At 37.6% G+C, this 16068-nt stretch carries 15 protein-coding genes; 12 read left to right on the top strand and 3 right to left on the bottom strand.

Annotated features, from left to right (window positions below; translation table 11 throughout):
• Window positions 1-38: 38 nt before the first annotated feature.
• The 7 genes from NSQ95_RS16395 (at window position 39) to NSQ95_RS16365 (ending at window position 5734) form a co-directional block, all read left to right on the top strand.
• Window positions 39-677 carry a FusB/FusC family EF-G-binding protein gene (locus NSQ95_RS16395; protein ID WP_340881979.1) on the top strand — a complete coding sequence of 213 codons (639 nt, stop codon included), beginning with the start codon at window positions 39-41 and terminating at the stop codon, window positions 675-677.
• 214 nt (window positions 678-891) lie between these two features.
• Entirely contained in the window at window positions 892-1374 is a 483-nt protein-coding gene (locus NSQ95_RS16390) for a PTS glucose transporter subunit IIA (protein WP_340881981.1), read from the top strand.
• Window positions 1375-1474: 100 nt separating this feature from the next.
• On the top strand, window positions 1475-2917 hold the full coding sequence (gene nagE, locus NSQ95_RS16385; RefSeq protein ID WP_340881983.1) for an N-acetylglucosamine-specific PTS transporter subunit IIBC: 1443 nt from the start codon (window positions 1475-1477) through the stop codon (window positions 2915-2917).
• 105 nt (window positions 2918-3022) lie between these two features.
• On the top strand, window positions 3023-3298 hold the full coding sequence (locus NSQ95_RS16380) for an HPr family phosphocarrier protein (RefSeq protein ID WP_340881984.1): 276 nt from the start codon (window positions 3023-3025) through the stop codon (window positions 3296-3298).
• Complete coding sequence (gene ptsP / locus NSQ95_RS16375) at window positions 3286-4995, top strand: phosphoenolpyruvate--protein phosphotransferase (RefSeq protein WP_340881986.1); 1710 nt, start codon at window positions 3286-3288, stop codon at window positions 4993-4995. Before NSQ95_RS16380 ends, ptsP begins: the two co-directional genes overlap by 13 nt.
• Window positions 4996-5093: 98 nt before the next feature.
• Entirely contained in the window at window positions 5094-5369 is a 276-nt protein-coding gene (locus tag NSQ95_RS16370) for a DUF1292 domain-containing protein (protein WP_340881987.1), read from the top strand.
• A gap of 218 nt (window positions 5370-5587) precedes the next feature.
• Complete coding sequence (locus tag NSQ95_RS16365; RefSeq protein ID WP_340881989.1) at window positions 5588-5734, top strand: hypothetical protein; 147 nt, start codon at window positions 5588-5590, stop codon at window positions 5732-5734.
• Window positions 5735-6003: 269 nt separating this feature from the next.
• Here the strand turns inward: NSQ95_RS16365 and NSQ95_RS16360 are convergent, their stop codons facing one another.
• Together NSQ95_RS16360 and NSQ95_RS16355 are read right to left on the bottom strand one after the other, a co-directional pair.
• A complete protein-coding gene (locus NSQ95_RS16360; RefSeq protein ID WP_342559964.1) occupies window positions 6004-7011 on the bottom strand; it encodes a collagen-like protein in 1008 nt (335 codons plus the stop codon).
• Between the two features lie 148 nt (window positions 7012-7159).
• Window positions 7160-8242 (bottom strand): glycosyltransferase family 2 protein, encoded by a 1083-nt coding sequence (locus tag NSQ95_RS16355; RefSeq protein WP_340881993.1) that lies wholly within the window; start codon window positions 8240-8242, stop codon window positions 7160-7162.
• 128 nt (window positions 8243-8370) lie between these two features.
• On the opposite strand from NSQ95_RS16355, the gene kynU reads away from it, so the two are divergent.
• The 5 genes from kynU to NSQ95_RS16330 all read left to right on the top strand — a co-directional run bounded on the left by kynU (window position 8371) and on the right by NSQ95_RS16330 (window position 15077).
• Complete coding sequence (kynU, locus tag NSQ95_RS16350; protein WP_340881995.1) at window positions 8371-9639, top strand: kynureninase; 1269 nt, start codon at window positions 8371-8373, stop codon at window positions 9637-9639.
• A gap of 14 nt (window positions 9640-9653) precedes the next feature.
• The gene (kynA, locus tag NSQ95_RS16345; RefSeq protein WP_340881997.1) at window positions 9654-10508 is read left to right on the top strand and encodes a tryptophan 2,3-dioxygenase; all 855 of its coding nucleotides are present in this window, start codon (window positions 9654-9656) and stop codon (window positions 10506-10508) included.
• A 12-nt stretch (window positions 10509-10520) separates the two neighbouring features.
• The gene (gene kynB, locus NSQ95_RS16340) at window positions 10521-11147 is read left to right on the top strand and encodes an arylformamidase (protein WP_340881999.1); all 627 of its coding nucleotides are present in this window, start codon (window positions 10521-10523) and stop codon (window positions 11145-11147) included.
• A gap of 540 nt (window positions 11148-11687) precedes the next feature.
• On the top strand, window positions 11688-13076 hold the full coding sequence (locus tag NSQ95_RS16335) for a protoporphyrinogen oxidase (RefSeq protein ID WP_340882001.1): 1389 nt from the start codon (window positions 11688-11690) through the stop codon (window positions 13074-13076).
• A gap of 390 nt (window positions 13077-13466) precedes the next feature.
• Window positions 13467-15077, top strand: a complete 1611-nt coding sequence (locus NSQ95_RS16330) for a glycosyltransferase (RefSeq protein WP_340882002.1) — start codon at window positions 13467-13469, stop codon at window positions 15075-15077.
• 158 nt (window positions 15078-15235) lie between these two features.
• Here the strand turns inward: NSQ95_RS16330 and NSQ95_RS16325 are convergent, their stop codons facing one another.
• A complete protein-coding gene (locus NSQ95_RS16325; protein WP_340882004.1) occupies window positions 15236-16000 on the bottom strand; it encodes a DUF817 domain-containing protein in 765 nt (254 codons plus the stop codon).
• Between the last annotated feature and the right edge of the window lie 68 nt (window positions 16001-16068).

The raw sequence follows: 16068 nt of genomic DNA, 5'->3' as shown, positions 1-16068 counted from the left end.
TTTAAGTAGTATCAAAGTTAAAGTAGGGAGTTAGAGCAATGGAGCAGTTCATGGTACCAATTCAATATAATATATTAAAGGAACAAGCTAAAAAGTTAGTAAAAGGTCTCGGTGTTACTAGGGATAGATCTGTTATAAAAGCATTAAAAGAGCTTGTTCAGGAAAAAAGTGCTGAGGTTTTTACAGGTTTAAATGAAGCACAGCAAATGTTAATCGATAGAGTGTTGGAGCTAGAAAATAAAGAGCAACTTGAAGTGTATTTGGCAGAAGCTAAGAACTATGTTATTCCTTTCCCAGAGATTACGGGACAAACCATTAAAAAGTTTTTTCCAAAAGATAAAAAACTAAAGGCACCTAAACAAACAATTGAAGAAAGAAGTAGCATAGTATATTTTTGTGTAACTGATTTAGGTACTACCCGTAAATATATAATCTTTGAAATTGCTGGTGAGCTTTTTGGAAGACGGGGAACGTACGGAAACCAAGTGAAAAAAGGCATTTGCGCCATCTGTAACCACTTAGAAGAAGTAACTTTGTTTATGATGAATTCCAAAAAAGGTAGTGAGGGGACATTCACGAAGCAAGGAAATACGATCTGCATGGATAGTATAAAATGCAATGAAAATATAACAGATTCTACTAAGCTGACAGAGTTTTTTGGCAATGTAAATTCATAAACGCTCATTGATAGAAGCAAGTCAATCAATGAGCGTTTTTTATATATACCCACTTTGAAGATTCCTAAAATAGTTCAATCAAATAATTTATTAAAGAAGCAGGCATTAATTTTATGCCAGCTTCTTTTTCTGTTCTTTAATGTGGGACTAGACAATATATTGGTGTATAGGGATATGTAAACGTTTTAAAAGACGGATAAAGGGGACCAAAAGTATGCTTTCTAAATTCTTCTCTAAGCAAAAGTTGAATATCTACGCACCGTTTAGCGGCATTGTAAACCCTCTAGATCAAGTTCCAGATCCAGTATTTAGTGAAAGGATGATAGGTGAGGGGGTAGCTATCCTGCCAGTTAGCGGAGATGTTTTTGCTCCTTGCGATGGTTCTATTATTCATCTTGCGACCACAAAGCATGCGATCGGTCTTCGAGCAGGAGATGGGACGGAGATACTCATTCATATCGGTTTAGAGACAGTTTCCTTGGGTGGACAAGGCTTTACTGCATGTGTAGAACAAGGCGACATAGTAAAAAAAGGACAATTACTAATCCAGGTAGATTGGGATTTTTTACGTGAAAAAGCCATAAATCTAGTAACTCCTATTGTAGTGACTAATAGTAACGAGAAGAAAGTCAATTTAATAGACACTCCACAAGCTGAAGAAGGGAAAACAATTCTTATGACGGTTTCTTCGAAATAAACGAATAGAGGTGAAAGTAGTATAAGAGTTTGTGGAATTAGTTAAGGCAATCATTATCTTTTATCCCATGAATCTATGAAAAGAATAGGAGATGCAAACAATGAAGAGCTATATTCAAAGGCTTGGTCGTTCATTAATGCTTCCGGTTGCAGTACTACCTGCTGCAGCAATATTGCTGGGAGTGGGGTATTGGCTCGACCCAACAGGCTGGGGAACTGACAATGCAGTTGCCGCTTTTCTTATTAAAGCAGGCGGGGCAATATTAGATAATCTAGCGGTCCTTTTTGCGGTTGGTGTGGCAATTGGACTTTCGAAGGAAAGAGATGGTGCAGCAGCACTTAGTGGGCTAGTTGCATTTTTAGTCGTAACTACTATGCTTTCTCCAGCTACCGTTTCCTTGCTTCAAGGAATTGATGTGGGCGAGGTAGATGCAGCATTTGGAAAAGTAAATAATGCCTTTGTCGGAATCCTTTCAGGAATGATAGCGGCTGCAATGTTCAATCGTTTCAGTCATGTAAAGCTTCCAGACTTCCTTGCTTTTTTTAGTGGAAAACGAATGGTACCAATTGTTACTTCTTTTGTGATGCTGGCTATTTCCGTAGCCCTATTCTTCATTTGGCCGATTGTTTACGGAGGGTTGGTTTCATTTGGAGAAACAATCAGTGGACTAGGAGCAGCGGGAGCAGGGCTTTATGGCTTCTTCAACCGTCTTTTAATTCCAACAGGTCTTCATCATGCTTTAAACGCAGTTTTTTGGTTTGATACGATCGGGATCAGTGATATTAAGAATTTTTGGTCGAGCACAGGGGAAAAAGGGATAACAGGTATGTATCAAGCAGGGTTTTTCCCAATCATGATGTTTGGTTTACCAGCAGCAGCGTTAGCTATGTACCATACAGCTAAAACGAAGCGGAAAAAACAAGCGGCATCCTTAATGCTTGCAGCTGGATTTGCATCCTTCTTCACTGGTGTAACAGAGCCTCTTGAATTTGCCTTCATGTTCTTGGCACCTGCTTTATATGTGGTTCACGCTGCTCTAACAGGTTTATCCTTATTTATTGCTGCATCCTTTCAGTGGACAGCCGGATTTGGTTTTAGTGCAGGTTTTATAGACTATTTCTTAAGCTTGAGTATTCCAATCGCCAACCAGCCTTATATGCTCATAGTGCAAGGGTTGGTATTTGCAGCTATCTACTATTTCTTATTCCGTTTCCTAATTATAAAATTCAATTTAAAAACACCTGGAAGAGAAGATGAGGATGAGGTAGAGGTGGTAACAGAGGCAACTTCTGCTGATAATAAGTTTGCAGTAATGGCTGCTAAAATTTTTGCTGGACTAGGTGGCAAGGAAAATTTAACGTCTGCAGAGCATTGTGCTACTCGTTTACGTGTAGAAGTTAAAAATATGGATCTAGTAGACCAAATGAAAATCAAATCTTCCGGGATTCATGGCATTAATGTAGTAGGACCTAAAAGTATTCAAGTCATTGTTGGCACAAACGTTCAATTTGTAGCTGATGAGGTAGATAAATTGAGAAAGTAAAAGAATTCGCGCATTAAATATCTGAGTAATTAAACTAGCTCAAGATAGGCCGACTCTGAGAGGAGTCTGCCTCTTTTTTCTATTAAGAATTATGGAGGAGAAGCGATGGAAAGACATTTTAAAGTTACCGCTACAGAGGGTATACATGCAAGACCAGCAGCTATACTAGTTTCAGCGATAAAACCATTCGTTTCAGCGGTTGAGCTGAAATATAATGGCCAATCTGCAAATTTACGATCCGTACTTTCTGTGATGACTCTTTGCGTTCCAGTACACTCAATGATTACGATTGTTGCCAAGGGAGACGATTCGAAAGAACTGTTGGATAAATTATCTGAAGTGATATCTTCTCAAGGAATTGGTGAAGCATGCGAGAACTAAAGGGAATTGGTGCTTCAAGTGGATTGGCTATTGCGCCTGCATATTGTTTAATTGAGCCCAATCTCATGTTTGACCCAAAGGGAGTCCATGATCCTGAGATTGAAATGGAACGATTGAAACAGAGCATCTCTAATACAAAAAAACAGTTAAAGCTTATTTATGATTCGACCAAGCAATATATGGGGGAACAGAAGGCAACCATTATTGCCGCCCAAGAATTAATGCTAGAAGATCCTGCCTGGTTATCTGCAATATCGGATCAAATCCAACTAGGCAACAATGCGGAGATGGCCCTAACTAACGTAGCCGATGTATATGCAAAAACATTCGCTGAAATGGAAAATGACTATATGAAAGAGCGGGTAGCAGATATTCGAGATGTGGCCAAACGTATGCTGTCCAATTTGTTAGGTGTAAATTTACCCGACCTTAGTTTAATTCAATCAGAGGTAATACTAGTTGCAGATGATTTAGTGCCCTCCCTTACAGTTCAATTGAATAAGCAATATATAAAAGGAATTGTCACGAACATTGGTGGAAAAACCTCTCATTCGGCTATATTAGCGCGTTCACTTGATATTCCAGCAGTTGTTGGTACAAAAAAAGGAACAATAGATATAAAGCATGGTATCCCTCTCATAGTAGACGGAGAAATGGGAAGAGTAATTATTGATCCTGTAGATGATATAAAAAGGTTTTATTTGAATAAACAAAAGGTATTAGTAGAAGGAGACAGGTCTTTAAGTCATTACCTTTCTATTGCTAGCACTACTGCCGACGGGCATAACGTTCATATCGGTGGAAATATCGGTAATACTCATGATATAGATGCCGTGCTCGCTAATGGAGGAGAGGGTGTTGGTTTATTTCGTACAGAATTTCTATATATGAACAGAAGCGAGCTGCCAACTGAAGAGGAACAATTGGAAATCTATCAAACAGTACTGTTGAAAATGCAAAATAAGCCGACTGTTGTTCGTACTATGGATATTGGTGGAGATAAGGGCTTGTCATATTTAGGGCTTCCTAAAGAAAGTAACCCGTTTCTAGGGTATCGGGCAATTCGTATCAGTCTTGATAGACAGCACATTTTTCGGACACAGCTACGTGCGCTATTAAAGGCTAGTATTCACGGTAATTTAAAAATTATGTTTCCGATGATTTCAATACTTGAGGAATTTCGACTTGCCAAATCTATTCTGTTAGAAGAAAAACAAAAGCTTTTAAATGCAGGAATTCCTGTCTCAGAGGAAATTGAGATAGGCATGATGGTGGAAACGCCTGCTGCTGCAATAATTGCCGATTTTTTTGTACAGGAAGCTGATTTTTTTTCCATTGGCACCAATGATTTAATTCAGTATATGTTTGCAGCTGATCGCATGAACGAGCAGGTTTCCTATCTATATCAGCCCTACCATCCTGCTATTTTAAGAGCAATTCAGATTGTGGTAGAAGCAGCACATAAGAAAGGCAAATGGGTTGGGATTTGTGGAGAGATGGCAGGAGACCAAATAGCTATCCCACTTTTATTAGGACTTGGTATAGATGAGTTCTCGATGAATCCTTCTGCTATTTTAAGGGCTAGATCTCAAATTACAAAATTAAACAAAGAAGAATTAAGCGAACACCTTAAGCACATATTAACGTTGGCAACCGACAAAGAAGTATCACAATATGTAAAAGAACATCTTCTGTGATCTTACTTCTTTCTTTTTGCTAGTAAATGTGTAATGATGAAATATCAAGTGAAAGTAAAAAGGGTACTTGAACAGAACTTTGTTAGGAGGAGATTGGAATGGAAGAAAATACTGGAAAAGTAGAAATTGGCGACATTTTTACTGTTATTGATGAAAATGATGAAGAACAGGATATTGAGGTTTTAGGTTTACTAGAAGTTGAAGGTGAAACCTATGCAGCTGTTGGCTTTGCTGATGAAATTCAAAAAGAAACAGAGGAAGATTTCGATGTGTTCTTTTTACGTATAGAAGGCGAAGATGAACTAGCTAATATCGAAAGTGATGAAGAATTTGAAAAAGTATCTGCTGCTTTCATGGCTGCAGAAGCTGAATAACATAGAAAACTAACTGAGGCTGAAGTCTACCTTAGAATCGAAAAGCACGAGAAATTTTACCAATCGTAAAATTTCTGGTGCTTTTTTAGTTACTTCATAGTTAAAGCTCTATATTTTCTCTCAAAATACACTAGCATGACGAAGACAGTAGCATTTGATTAAAAATGTATAAATTATTTGGAGACGGAGATTATAAAGGAAAGAAAGGATGATTTAAGGTGGAAGACTATAAATTTGCAGAGTTAGATCAAGAACAATTGCAGGAAGTGCACGAGTTAGAAGAAAAGCTAGGTGTGACTTTAATCGCCTACAATGCTGTTTTTAATAACACAAGCACTACGACAGATTATTCTGCTACAACTTAATAATAACAACTATCATAGGGATTTTTCATTTGTTCCCTTTAAAAAGAAATAATAATTTTAAATAAATTATTTATGGTGGAAATGAAAAGCTACTAAAACTACTATTAATAGAGCTGGAGGTATATCTGCCTAGATAAAGATATTGTCTACCTTCTTACAATCAAAAATAAAAACCGAGAAACTATACGTTTCACGGTTTTTATTTGATAGAAGCTAGTTATCAGCTTCTTTCTCTAGTTGTAGAGGAAAAGATAGTCTTCTTATAGGAACTACGTCAATCTTTGTAAGATAATTGAAGCATTTACGTTTGTTTCATTACCGCCATCTTCAATTGATAGGAAAATGGAAAGATCAGAGCCATGGTTTCTTAAAGAAATAACGTTTCCAGCGTTTAAGAATACAATTGCCTGACCATTGTTTTGTTGAGTACCAGCACGTGTACCGTAAAGAGTTTCCGGTAGTGGAGTTTCATTAACGAATATTGCAAATTGGTTATTTTCGATTCCTGTAACAGAATAGGTAATTAGATAATATCCTGAATTACCGATAGTGAGAGTAGCTGTGCCAGGAGTGTGGGTTATATCACCAACTATTGGTCCATTGGTATCAAAAGTTACGGATCCACCTACAGGTACTGTTTGTGTAGATCTGTTAAAGACATGAGCAAATTCTGTTACAGCTGAAGTTCCATCTGCCCCAGTAGCCCCGGTAGCCCCCGTGGCTCCAGTAGCACCAGTAGCGCCAGTAGCCCCCGTGGCTCCAGTAGCCCCCGTAGCACCAGTAGCGCCAGTAGCCCCCGTGGCTCCAGTAGCACCAGTAGCCCCAGTAGCCCCCGTAGCGCCAGTAGCCCCAGTAGCCCCCGTGGCACCAGTAGCACCAGTAGCACCAGTAGCACCAGTAGCACCAGTAGCACCAGTAGCACCAGTAGCACCAGTAGCACCCGTGGCTCCAGTAGCACCCGTGGCTCCAGTAGCACCAGTAGCGCCAGTAGCCCCCGTAGCGCCAGTAGCACCCGTGGCTCCAGTAGCACCAGTAGCACCAGTAGCACCAGTAGCACCAGTAGCACCAGTAGCCCCCGTAGCGCCAGTAGCACCAGTAGCACCAGTAGCCCCCGTAGCGCCGGTAGCCCCGGTAGCTCCGGTAGCGCCAGTACGTCCGGTAGCACCAGTTGGTCCAGCAGGTCCTCCTGCAGGTCCAGTAGGCCCAGTAGGTCCAGTAGGACATTTTCTACATTTGTTACAATCATCATTTCTACTAAAGTAATTATTTAAATCCATTGTTTCACCTCCTCTCTGTCACATCCTATTCGTTGAAAATAGATTGAAGGAGGTCAAAGGACTACTTGTCTAATTAAATTCAAAAAAAAAAGCCACTTTTTTTGAGATAAGTGGCTTTAAATAGGTAAAATGTTTAATTTACTAGGTTCTATTCTTCTAAATTAACGTTCAATATTTGTTCGAAATATTTTTTATTACCTATTATTCGTTCATCGGTCGGTCTATATTTTCTTGCTTCCTCGTTATGAGAGTAGGCAATTCTATGTTCTTGAATTCGATCATAAAGGACGCAAAGCTGTAGATGAGGTAACCAGGTAGAAAAGTTAGTATTCTGGAAACTTAGTAAGTCATTATTTTTATAGTTGAGAGCTTCCTTATACCAATAAATGGCTTCTGTATTTTTATTTTGTTCCATAAAATAATAACCTATTCTGCAACAAGCCTCTGGACGTGGTATATCATAGGAAAGAGTTCTTAGCGTTGATAATAATGTTTGATGATTGTTGCCTAATTCATAGTAGCAATCAGCAAGCTTAAAGCATGCACTAATATTATCTTCAATCCAGCCCTTATTTGACTGTAAAAACACTTCATAGTAAATGATTGCATCATTATATTTAGCATGATCCATTAATTCATTTGCAAAATAAAACGTATCACGTGGGGTTAGTTGTTTGCCGTCATCTATCATTTTTTGGTAGATGCTTAAATTTCTATTGGAATCATGACTCAAAGGCAGATGACTCACTGCAACATCACTATCTAAAAGGTTACCTTCTACTGCTAAATATTCGTGGACCTGACCTATCCATTTAAAATGCTTCTTTCTATTAACAAGTCTATACCTACGTAATAGATAGGTTACATTCCCATTTTCATCGAAGGCTAAATGGTACTTCATAGAAATAGCGTCATAGGAATGATCAAGGGACTTTTTTAGTTGCTTAAGCTTATTTCGATCGTCCTCCGTAAAAACATCATCTGCATCGAGCCATAATATATATTCTTTGGTTGCTTGATCAAATGAATAATTTCGAGCGGCAGCAAAATCATCTATCCACTTAAAATCAAATATGCGATTTGTATATTGTTTTACTATTTCCTTTGTTTGATCAGTTGAGCCAGTATCGACAATATTAATTTCATCTACTATGTCTTTAACTGATGCAAGACATCTCCCAATAACTTCTTCTTCATTTTTTACTATCATACATAAACTTATAGTAATCATATTAATTCCCCCTTTGCTCCTTATATTTATATGTAAAATGTAAGTCGCCGGTTCTTTTATATCGCATACATATGTATGCATGTTTTTGATATAATAGAAAGAAAATTCGGTAAAAGGATGATGCTAGAATGGAATGTAATATCGAATTCGCTAGAAAGCTTGATCAAGAGGATGATATAAATCATTATCGTCAAGAGTTCTATATCCCAGCAAATACTATATACATGGACGGCAATTCGCTAGGACTTTTATCTAGACGAGCTGAATTAGCCGTTTTAAATTTATTGAATTCATGGAAAAGGTTTGGAATTGATGGATGGACAAAAGGTGAGCATCCTTGGTTTCATCTTTCTGAAAAGCTAGGGGAGATGTGTGCCCCATTGATAGGAGCTATGCCAGAGGAAGTAATAATTACGGGTTCCACGACAACTAATCTACATCAGTTAATCGCTACCTTTTATAAGCCTCAAGGCAAGAAAACGAAAATTTTAGTAGATGAACTGAACTTCCCATCTGACCTGTATGCTGTTAGCAGTCAACTATCCTTACATGGGAAATCACCGGAAGAGGATATTGTAATAGTGAAGGGGAAGGATGGGCTTTTACTCGAGGAAGATATTATAGAAGCAATGACTGAAGAAGTAGCCATGATTGTATTACCTAGTGTTCTATATAGAAGTGGCCAAATTTTAAATATGAAAAAGCTGACAGATGAAGCACATAAAAGAGATATTTTAATTGGCTTTGACCTTTGCCACTCGATTGGTGCAATCCCTCATTCTTTAGATGAATGGGGAGTGGATTTTGCGTTTTGGTGTACTTATAAGCATTTAAATGGAGGTCCGGGATCTGTAGGTGGTCTTTATACAAATCGAAAGCATCTTGGCAAGAGGCCAGGACTTGCAGGCTGGTTTGGTTCTCAAAAAGAGAAGCAATTTGATTTAGAAATCTTCATGACACCTGCTGGCCAAGCTGGTTCTTTTCAAATAGGAACCCCTCATATATTAAGTGCAGCCCCGTTGTTAGGCTCTCTCGAAATGTTTGAGGAGGTAGGCATACACAAAATAAGGTCAAAGTCTGAGCAACTAACAGAATTTATGAGAATTCTAATAGAGAACGAGCTAAGTAACTTTGAATTTACAATTATTACACCAAGAGAAAGAGAACAAAGAGGTGGCCATCTGTTTCTTAAGCATAAGGAAGCAGCAAGAATATGCAAAGCGTTAAAATCTAGGAATATAATTCCTGATTACCGTCCGCCTAATGGTATACGCTTGGCCCCTGTAGCTCTATATAACACGTTTGAAGAGGTTTGGATAACTGTAAATATATTAAAAGAAATTATGGAGAAAAAGGAATACTCCCAATATGATAATGAAAGAGAAGTAATAGCCTAGAAAGGGGAAAACTATTGTCTAATCCAATTGCTAATTCTGAAGAGAGAGAATCTAACGAAAACGGAATTCATACAAATTTTGTACAGGATATGACCTATGGAGATTACCTTAAACTGGATACCATTTTAGCTAGTCAAAATACGTTATCTACTCATCACGATGAAATGCTTTTTATAATCATTCATCAAGTGAATGAATTATGGATGAAGCTTATTTTGCATGAATTGACTAGTGCTATTCAAGCTATTCAAGAGGATCATTTGCAAACAGCCTTTAAAATGTTAGCGAGAGTAACAAAAATACAATCACAGTTAATTCAAGCCTGGGATGTATTGTCTACTTTAACTCCTGCTGAATATTTAGAGTTTAGAGATCATTTAGGGAAGTCATCCGGTTTTCAGTCTTATCAATATCGTAAAATTGAGTTTGCTCTAGGGTACAAAACAGCACATATATTAAAAATTTACGAAAAGGATACGGCACTACATCATGAGCTAGGAATGGCATTTAAATCACCAAGTATTTATGATGTGTCCATTGACTGTTTGGCTAGAAGAGGATTTCCTATTAATCCGGATTTATTGAAAAGGGATTACTCAATCACGTATTCCGGTGACGAGAGTGTCGCTGAGGCGTGGAAGACAGTTTACAAAAATGTGGATCAGCATTGGGAGCTTTATCAGCTGGCAGAAAAGTTAATAGACATTGAGGATTGGCTGCAGCAGTGGAGATTCCGTCACATGAAAACAGTAGAACGAATTATTGGTTTTAAAGTAGGGACAGGGGGCTCCTCTGGAGTAAATTATTTACGAAAGGTTCTAGATCATCGTTTTTTTCCAGAGTTATGGGATTTGCGAACTAATCTATAGGGGTGAGGGAATATGTCTAATAGGTGGATAGATATTACGCTACCATTATCTAAAGAAATTGCGGTTTGGCCAGGAGACACACCATTTAGCTTTGAAGTTGTGCATACTAAGCAACAAACAGGTTCAGTGAATATTGGCCAGATTACTGCAAGTGTGCATACCGGAACTCATGCGGATGCACCATTTCACTTTAATAATAGTGCCGATACGATAGATAAGTTAAATATTAATAATTATATTGGAACAGCTAAAGTCGTTGATGTAACAGGCTTGGACTTGATTGGTCGTGAGGAATTAGAAGGCTTTCATTTAGATGGTACAAAACGGTTATTATTGAAAACGAAAAAAGTGACCAATGTGGAACAGTTTCCTAGCTCCATACCTTTGTTAAGAGAAGATATAGGTGAGTTTTTACAAGAAAAGGGGATATTTTTATTGGGCTTGGATATTCCTTCTGTAGATGATATCGAAAGTAAGGAACTTCCGATACATCATACTTTATATCAGCATGGTGTAAATATTATCGAGAACCTATACTTGCAAGATGTTACGGAAGGGGAGTATGAGTTAATCGCGTTGCCCTTAAAAATAGTTGGAGCAGATGGAAGTCCGGTCAGAGCTGTTTTAAGAGCACTTTAATATTGGCTATGTTAAAGGGTAGGGTTGATTTATGATGCAAAGAAATCTTAGATCAGAGAGTAGCATTGATTTTTCGCACCAGCCGGACGCTTTCCTCGGGGTGAGCGATAAGCCATCACCCATCGCTAACGCGCGTGGTTGTGATGTCTTATCTGTCTCACTCATCCCGTAGGAGTCGCCGTCTGGCGCTCTAATAAATTTACTCGCATAAACAATGCTAAAAAACTGTCCCCAACCCCAATTTCATCATCTATTTATTTTCTTAATAGCCATTTGAAAGTTCCTATGTTTATGTTTACAGTCACAATTAAAAAGAATTGTTAGTCAAAATCAACCAATAACTTTAACACAGCTTTAATATTTTAAAATAACACCAAAAAGTATGTATAGCGGCTGTCTCCTATTACATTAAATTTGACAATCCTGTAAACGTTCCTTCAAAATCATCCTGGAGAGTGAGAGTAATCATACTATATCTTTTTATACAAGTTTATACTTAAGATAACATGGTATGTATGAAGCACAGGAGGAGTGGTTACTTTGAAAAAGGTAGTTGTCGTAGGCGGGGGAATAACAGGACTTTCAGTCATGCATTATTTGCACCAGCTTAAAAAGGAGAAATCCTTAGATTTGGAAATGACCTTAATCGAATCAAATGAATACTTAGGTGGGAAAATCCATTCTGTACATAAGGGTGACTTTATTATGGAGGTGGGCGCAGATTCTATAGTCGCACGTCATGAATCAGTATTACCTTTAGTGGAGGAACTGGGATTAGGGGATGAGCTAGTATATAATGCAACAGGAATTTCTTATTTATATACGAATAATGAACTGCATGCCATTCCAGCTGATTCTGTGTTTGGGATTCCTACAAGTGTAGAATCGCTTGAAAGTAGTACCCTTGTGTCAGATGAAGGGAAAGAGGAAGCCTTAAAGGATTTAGATATGCCGAACGAAGGGTTTACGAAGGAAAGCTCTATTGGATCTTTTTTAAAGCATTTTTTAGGGGAGGAGCTTGTGGAGAAACAGATTGCTCCTGTTCTTTCTGGCGTATATTCCGGAGACTTGGACAAGCTGACTATGGAAACAACGTTGCCCTATTTGGTCGATTATAAAAATCAATACGGTAGTATTATCAAAGGACTCGGGGCTAACAAGGAACAATTTCAAAAATCTGCCAATAAGAAGTTTATATCCTTTGCAAATGGTTTGTCTACATTAATTGACGGGATAGAAAAGGAACTTATAGGATCTACTATTATTAAAGGCGCTTATGTCTCTAATATAGAGCAAAAGGATAGTATGTATTATGTATCTCTATCGGATCATCAGGTAAAAGAAGCTGATTATGTTATTCTAGCAACACCACATGATGTAGCACAAAAAGTACTAAAGCATAAGGAATTAGATACTGACTTCAATAAACTTAAAAATTCGTCTCTCATTAGTATTTATCTTGGTTTTGATATACCTGATGAGCAGCTACCTGCAGAGGGTACGGGTTATATTGTATCGGAAAACTCAGATGTGAAATGTAATGCTTGTACATGGACTAGCCGTAAATGGACGCATACTTCAAAAAACAGTAAGTTATTGGTTCGTATGTTTTATAAGAGCACGAACCCAGAATTTACACAGATGAAGCATATGACTGAGGAAGAACTAATTGAGGTTGCTATGAAGGATATAAGAAATAGTCTTAAGCTAGATGGCATTCCTCACGTAGTTGAGGTAACAAAATGGAACGATATGATGCCAAATTATCATTTGCAACATGCAGAAGCGATCAAATCCCTTGAGAAAAAAATGAATGATCTATTCCCTCAAGTAATATTGGCTGGTTGCTCATATTATGGAGTAGGAATTGGCCCTTGTATCAAAAATGGTAAAGAAACAGCGGAACGAATTGTAGAAAAGATGAAGTAATTCATTACTAAAGACGAGGCTAGGACATAACTAGTCAATAAATAAAAGACGTGAAATCAGCAACTTGATTTCACGTCTTTACTTTTTTAAAGATAACCGATTTCTAATAAAAGAGTTCTCTATTCTTGTTTTTAGGAGAGGAGGCGGCATCTCGTGGTGGGGACAGCGCGAACTGAAAGCCCTCCCCCCGGAAAGCGCCCGCTGTAGTGTAAAACAACTACGTTGTATCTTGAACAGAATTTTGTCCCAGCCTCGTCTATTTTTTTTTTTGCTCAAGTGATTGGTTTTTTCTCGTTTTGATAAAGCGAGTAACTATGCGAGCAAATAAATCATACATATAGAAAGTATGAGGTTAGGTTTGTTATTAAAAAAAAGTAAGGAGCACAAATTATGCCTACAAGCTGGTATCAAGCAATCCCTGAAATTGTGAACTTAGTAGTAAAAGACGCTCCAGGGTCAATTTTAGATATAGGTGTTGGATTTGGAAAATATGGATTATTACTAAGGGAGGTTTTTGATATCCCTTACGAACGTTATGAAAAGGAATCCTGGAGTCTTCAATTGGACGGTATAGAAGGCTTTAAGGAATATAATAATCCAGTACATGATTATGTATATAATAATATTTATTATGGGAATATTTTCGAGGTGCTTCCTACTTTAACGAAGAGATACGACACTCTCTTATTGATAGATGTACTGGAGCATTTCGATAAAAAAGATGGGTTGCGCCTAATAGACGACTTATTAAAAATCACGAATAAATCTATTATTATATCGACCCCTCTATATCCAGCAGAGCAAGGGGAGTACTTAGGGAATGATCTAGAAACCCATAAAAGTCGGTGGAACATCATTGACTTCATTGATTATGATTTCAGATATAGTCAGGTGAAAATTCATGATAATGGGGCAAGTTTATTTAAAATTTATCCGTCCCCTCGGAAGAAATCTTCTTCACCAAAAGATTATTTAAAGATCGGCTACCTTTTACCTCACCAGGGTTTAACTGGAGGAGTGAAGATGCTGTTATCGCAAATGGAAATGCTTCGCAAAAAAGGGCACCATATTACCGCATTTTTAAGAGGTAATTTGGAACAGGAGAAGGTCATCCCTACGTGGTCAAATCTTGAGGTGGATAAGGAGGTTATTATCCCTTATGGTGCACCAACAAATAGTTATGTAGCGGCGTGCGACATAGTTGTCGTAGGGTGGGTATACCAAATGGCGGAGCTACAGGATGTAACGCCTGCAGTTTTCTATTGGGAACAAGGGCATGAGTGGTTATTTGGCGATATCCCCGGTAGTAATTATGAAGAAATAAGAAACACTTTGAAAAATTGCTATAAAACGGGATTGCCTGTTGTAAGTGTATCAAACTGTATCGCTCATATATTGAAAACTAAATATGGTCTAGATACCGAGATTATTCCTAATGGGATAGATACTGAAGTTTATAGACCTATAAGCAAGATAGAAGTTAATGAAATACCAACTATTCTATTGGTCGGCAACCCAAATCATGGATTTAAAGCATTTGGTGATGCGATAAGTACGTTGGATTTGTTATGGAATAAAGGTTATAAGTTTAAGGTGAAATGGGTGTGTCAATCGCATCCTGGTTACACTGTGAATTTTCCTATGGAATTAATTGTCCATCCCCCTCAAGACGTTTTAGTGCAAAGCTACCAAGAAGCTGATCTCTTTTTATTTACCTCGCTTTACGAAGGATTTGGAATGCCTCCTTTAGAAGCAATGGCTTGTGGTTTGCCTGTTGTAACAACAGATTGTGGAGGAGTAGGGGAGTTTGCGATTGATGGCTATAATTGCTTAATGGCGGATCCTGGAGATACCAACCAACTAGCAGGGCATTTGGAGAAGCTTCTGAATGATATAGAACTAAGGAAATTGTTAGGCGCTAATGGAAGGCAAACTGCATTAAACTTTCGATACGAGCATGTAGTAGATCAAATAGAGGGATATATGAAGAAAATTATATAGGATATAAATTAGTTTATTTAAACTAATTTTCTTACATCTTCTAGACATTTATTCTTAACTGTAGTGATAAAATAAAGATTAAAAAACGAGGATGATTGTGATTTTTCATAATCACCCTCGGATATACATAGATCAATATTGATTTAGAGAAAATAGATTTAACGTATAACTTCTGTGCCACTCTTCACTTTTTTTAGCTGGACGACTATTATTATGCTGATAATTACTAGAAGAAACCAAGAACTAATCTTTCCAATATGAACGATGGACCATGCTTGCTCTTGGTTAGGATATTGCCAAGCTCCTAAAAAAGTAGTTATGTTCTCAGCAACCCAAATAAAGAAACCAATTAATAAGAAGGATAGAATAATAGGCATTTTATATATCTTTTCATTTACACGAAAACTTACGATAGTCCGAAAGAATATAAGGAATAAGAGGGCCTTTAAAATCCAGCGAATATCATAAAGGTAATGGTGTGTAAAAAAGTTCATATAAATTAAAGCACCTATCAGCACTGCAAAGATGGATGCGGGCCATTGATAAATATGCAGATCAAATCTTCGCCATGCCTGACAAATGTAGCTTGCTACACTTGCATACATAAATCCGCTATAAAGCGGGACACCCAAAATTTTACTGTGTGCATCCTCTGGATAAGCCCAGGAACCCATATGTACTTTAAATAGTTCTAATGCTAAGCCAATCACATGAAATAGACAAATAACCTTAAATTCATCCCAAGTTTCTAATTTAGATGCTAGCATAAAGACCTGGCCAATAATACAAATAATGAGGATGAAATCATAGCGGGGTAAATAAGGTATAGAAAATGTCTTGGAAAGGGCTAGAGCACCAAAAATAATTACAGGAAAAATGCATGAAATAGCTTGTAGGTAACCAAAATATATAAAGTTCTTCACGTCATGGTTTACCTCCTAACTGATGGTCTTTTTGGTTTAAACAAACACATATAAAAGGGGACGAATAG

It is taken from the genome of Psychrobacillus sp. FSL W7-1457 (assembly GCF_038593405.1).
In the GTDB taxonomy this organism is placed as follows: domain Bacteria; phylum Bacillota; class Bacilli; order Bacillales_A; family Planococcaceae; genus Psychrobacillus.
Note: the sequence above shows the minus strand (reverse complement) of the source record. Positions and strands in the feature narration are given on the sequence as shown.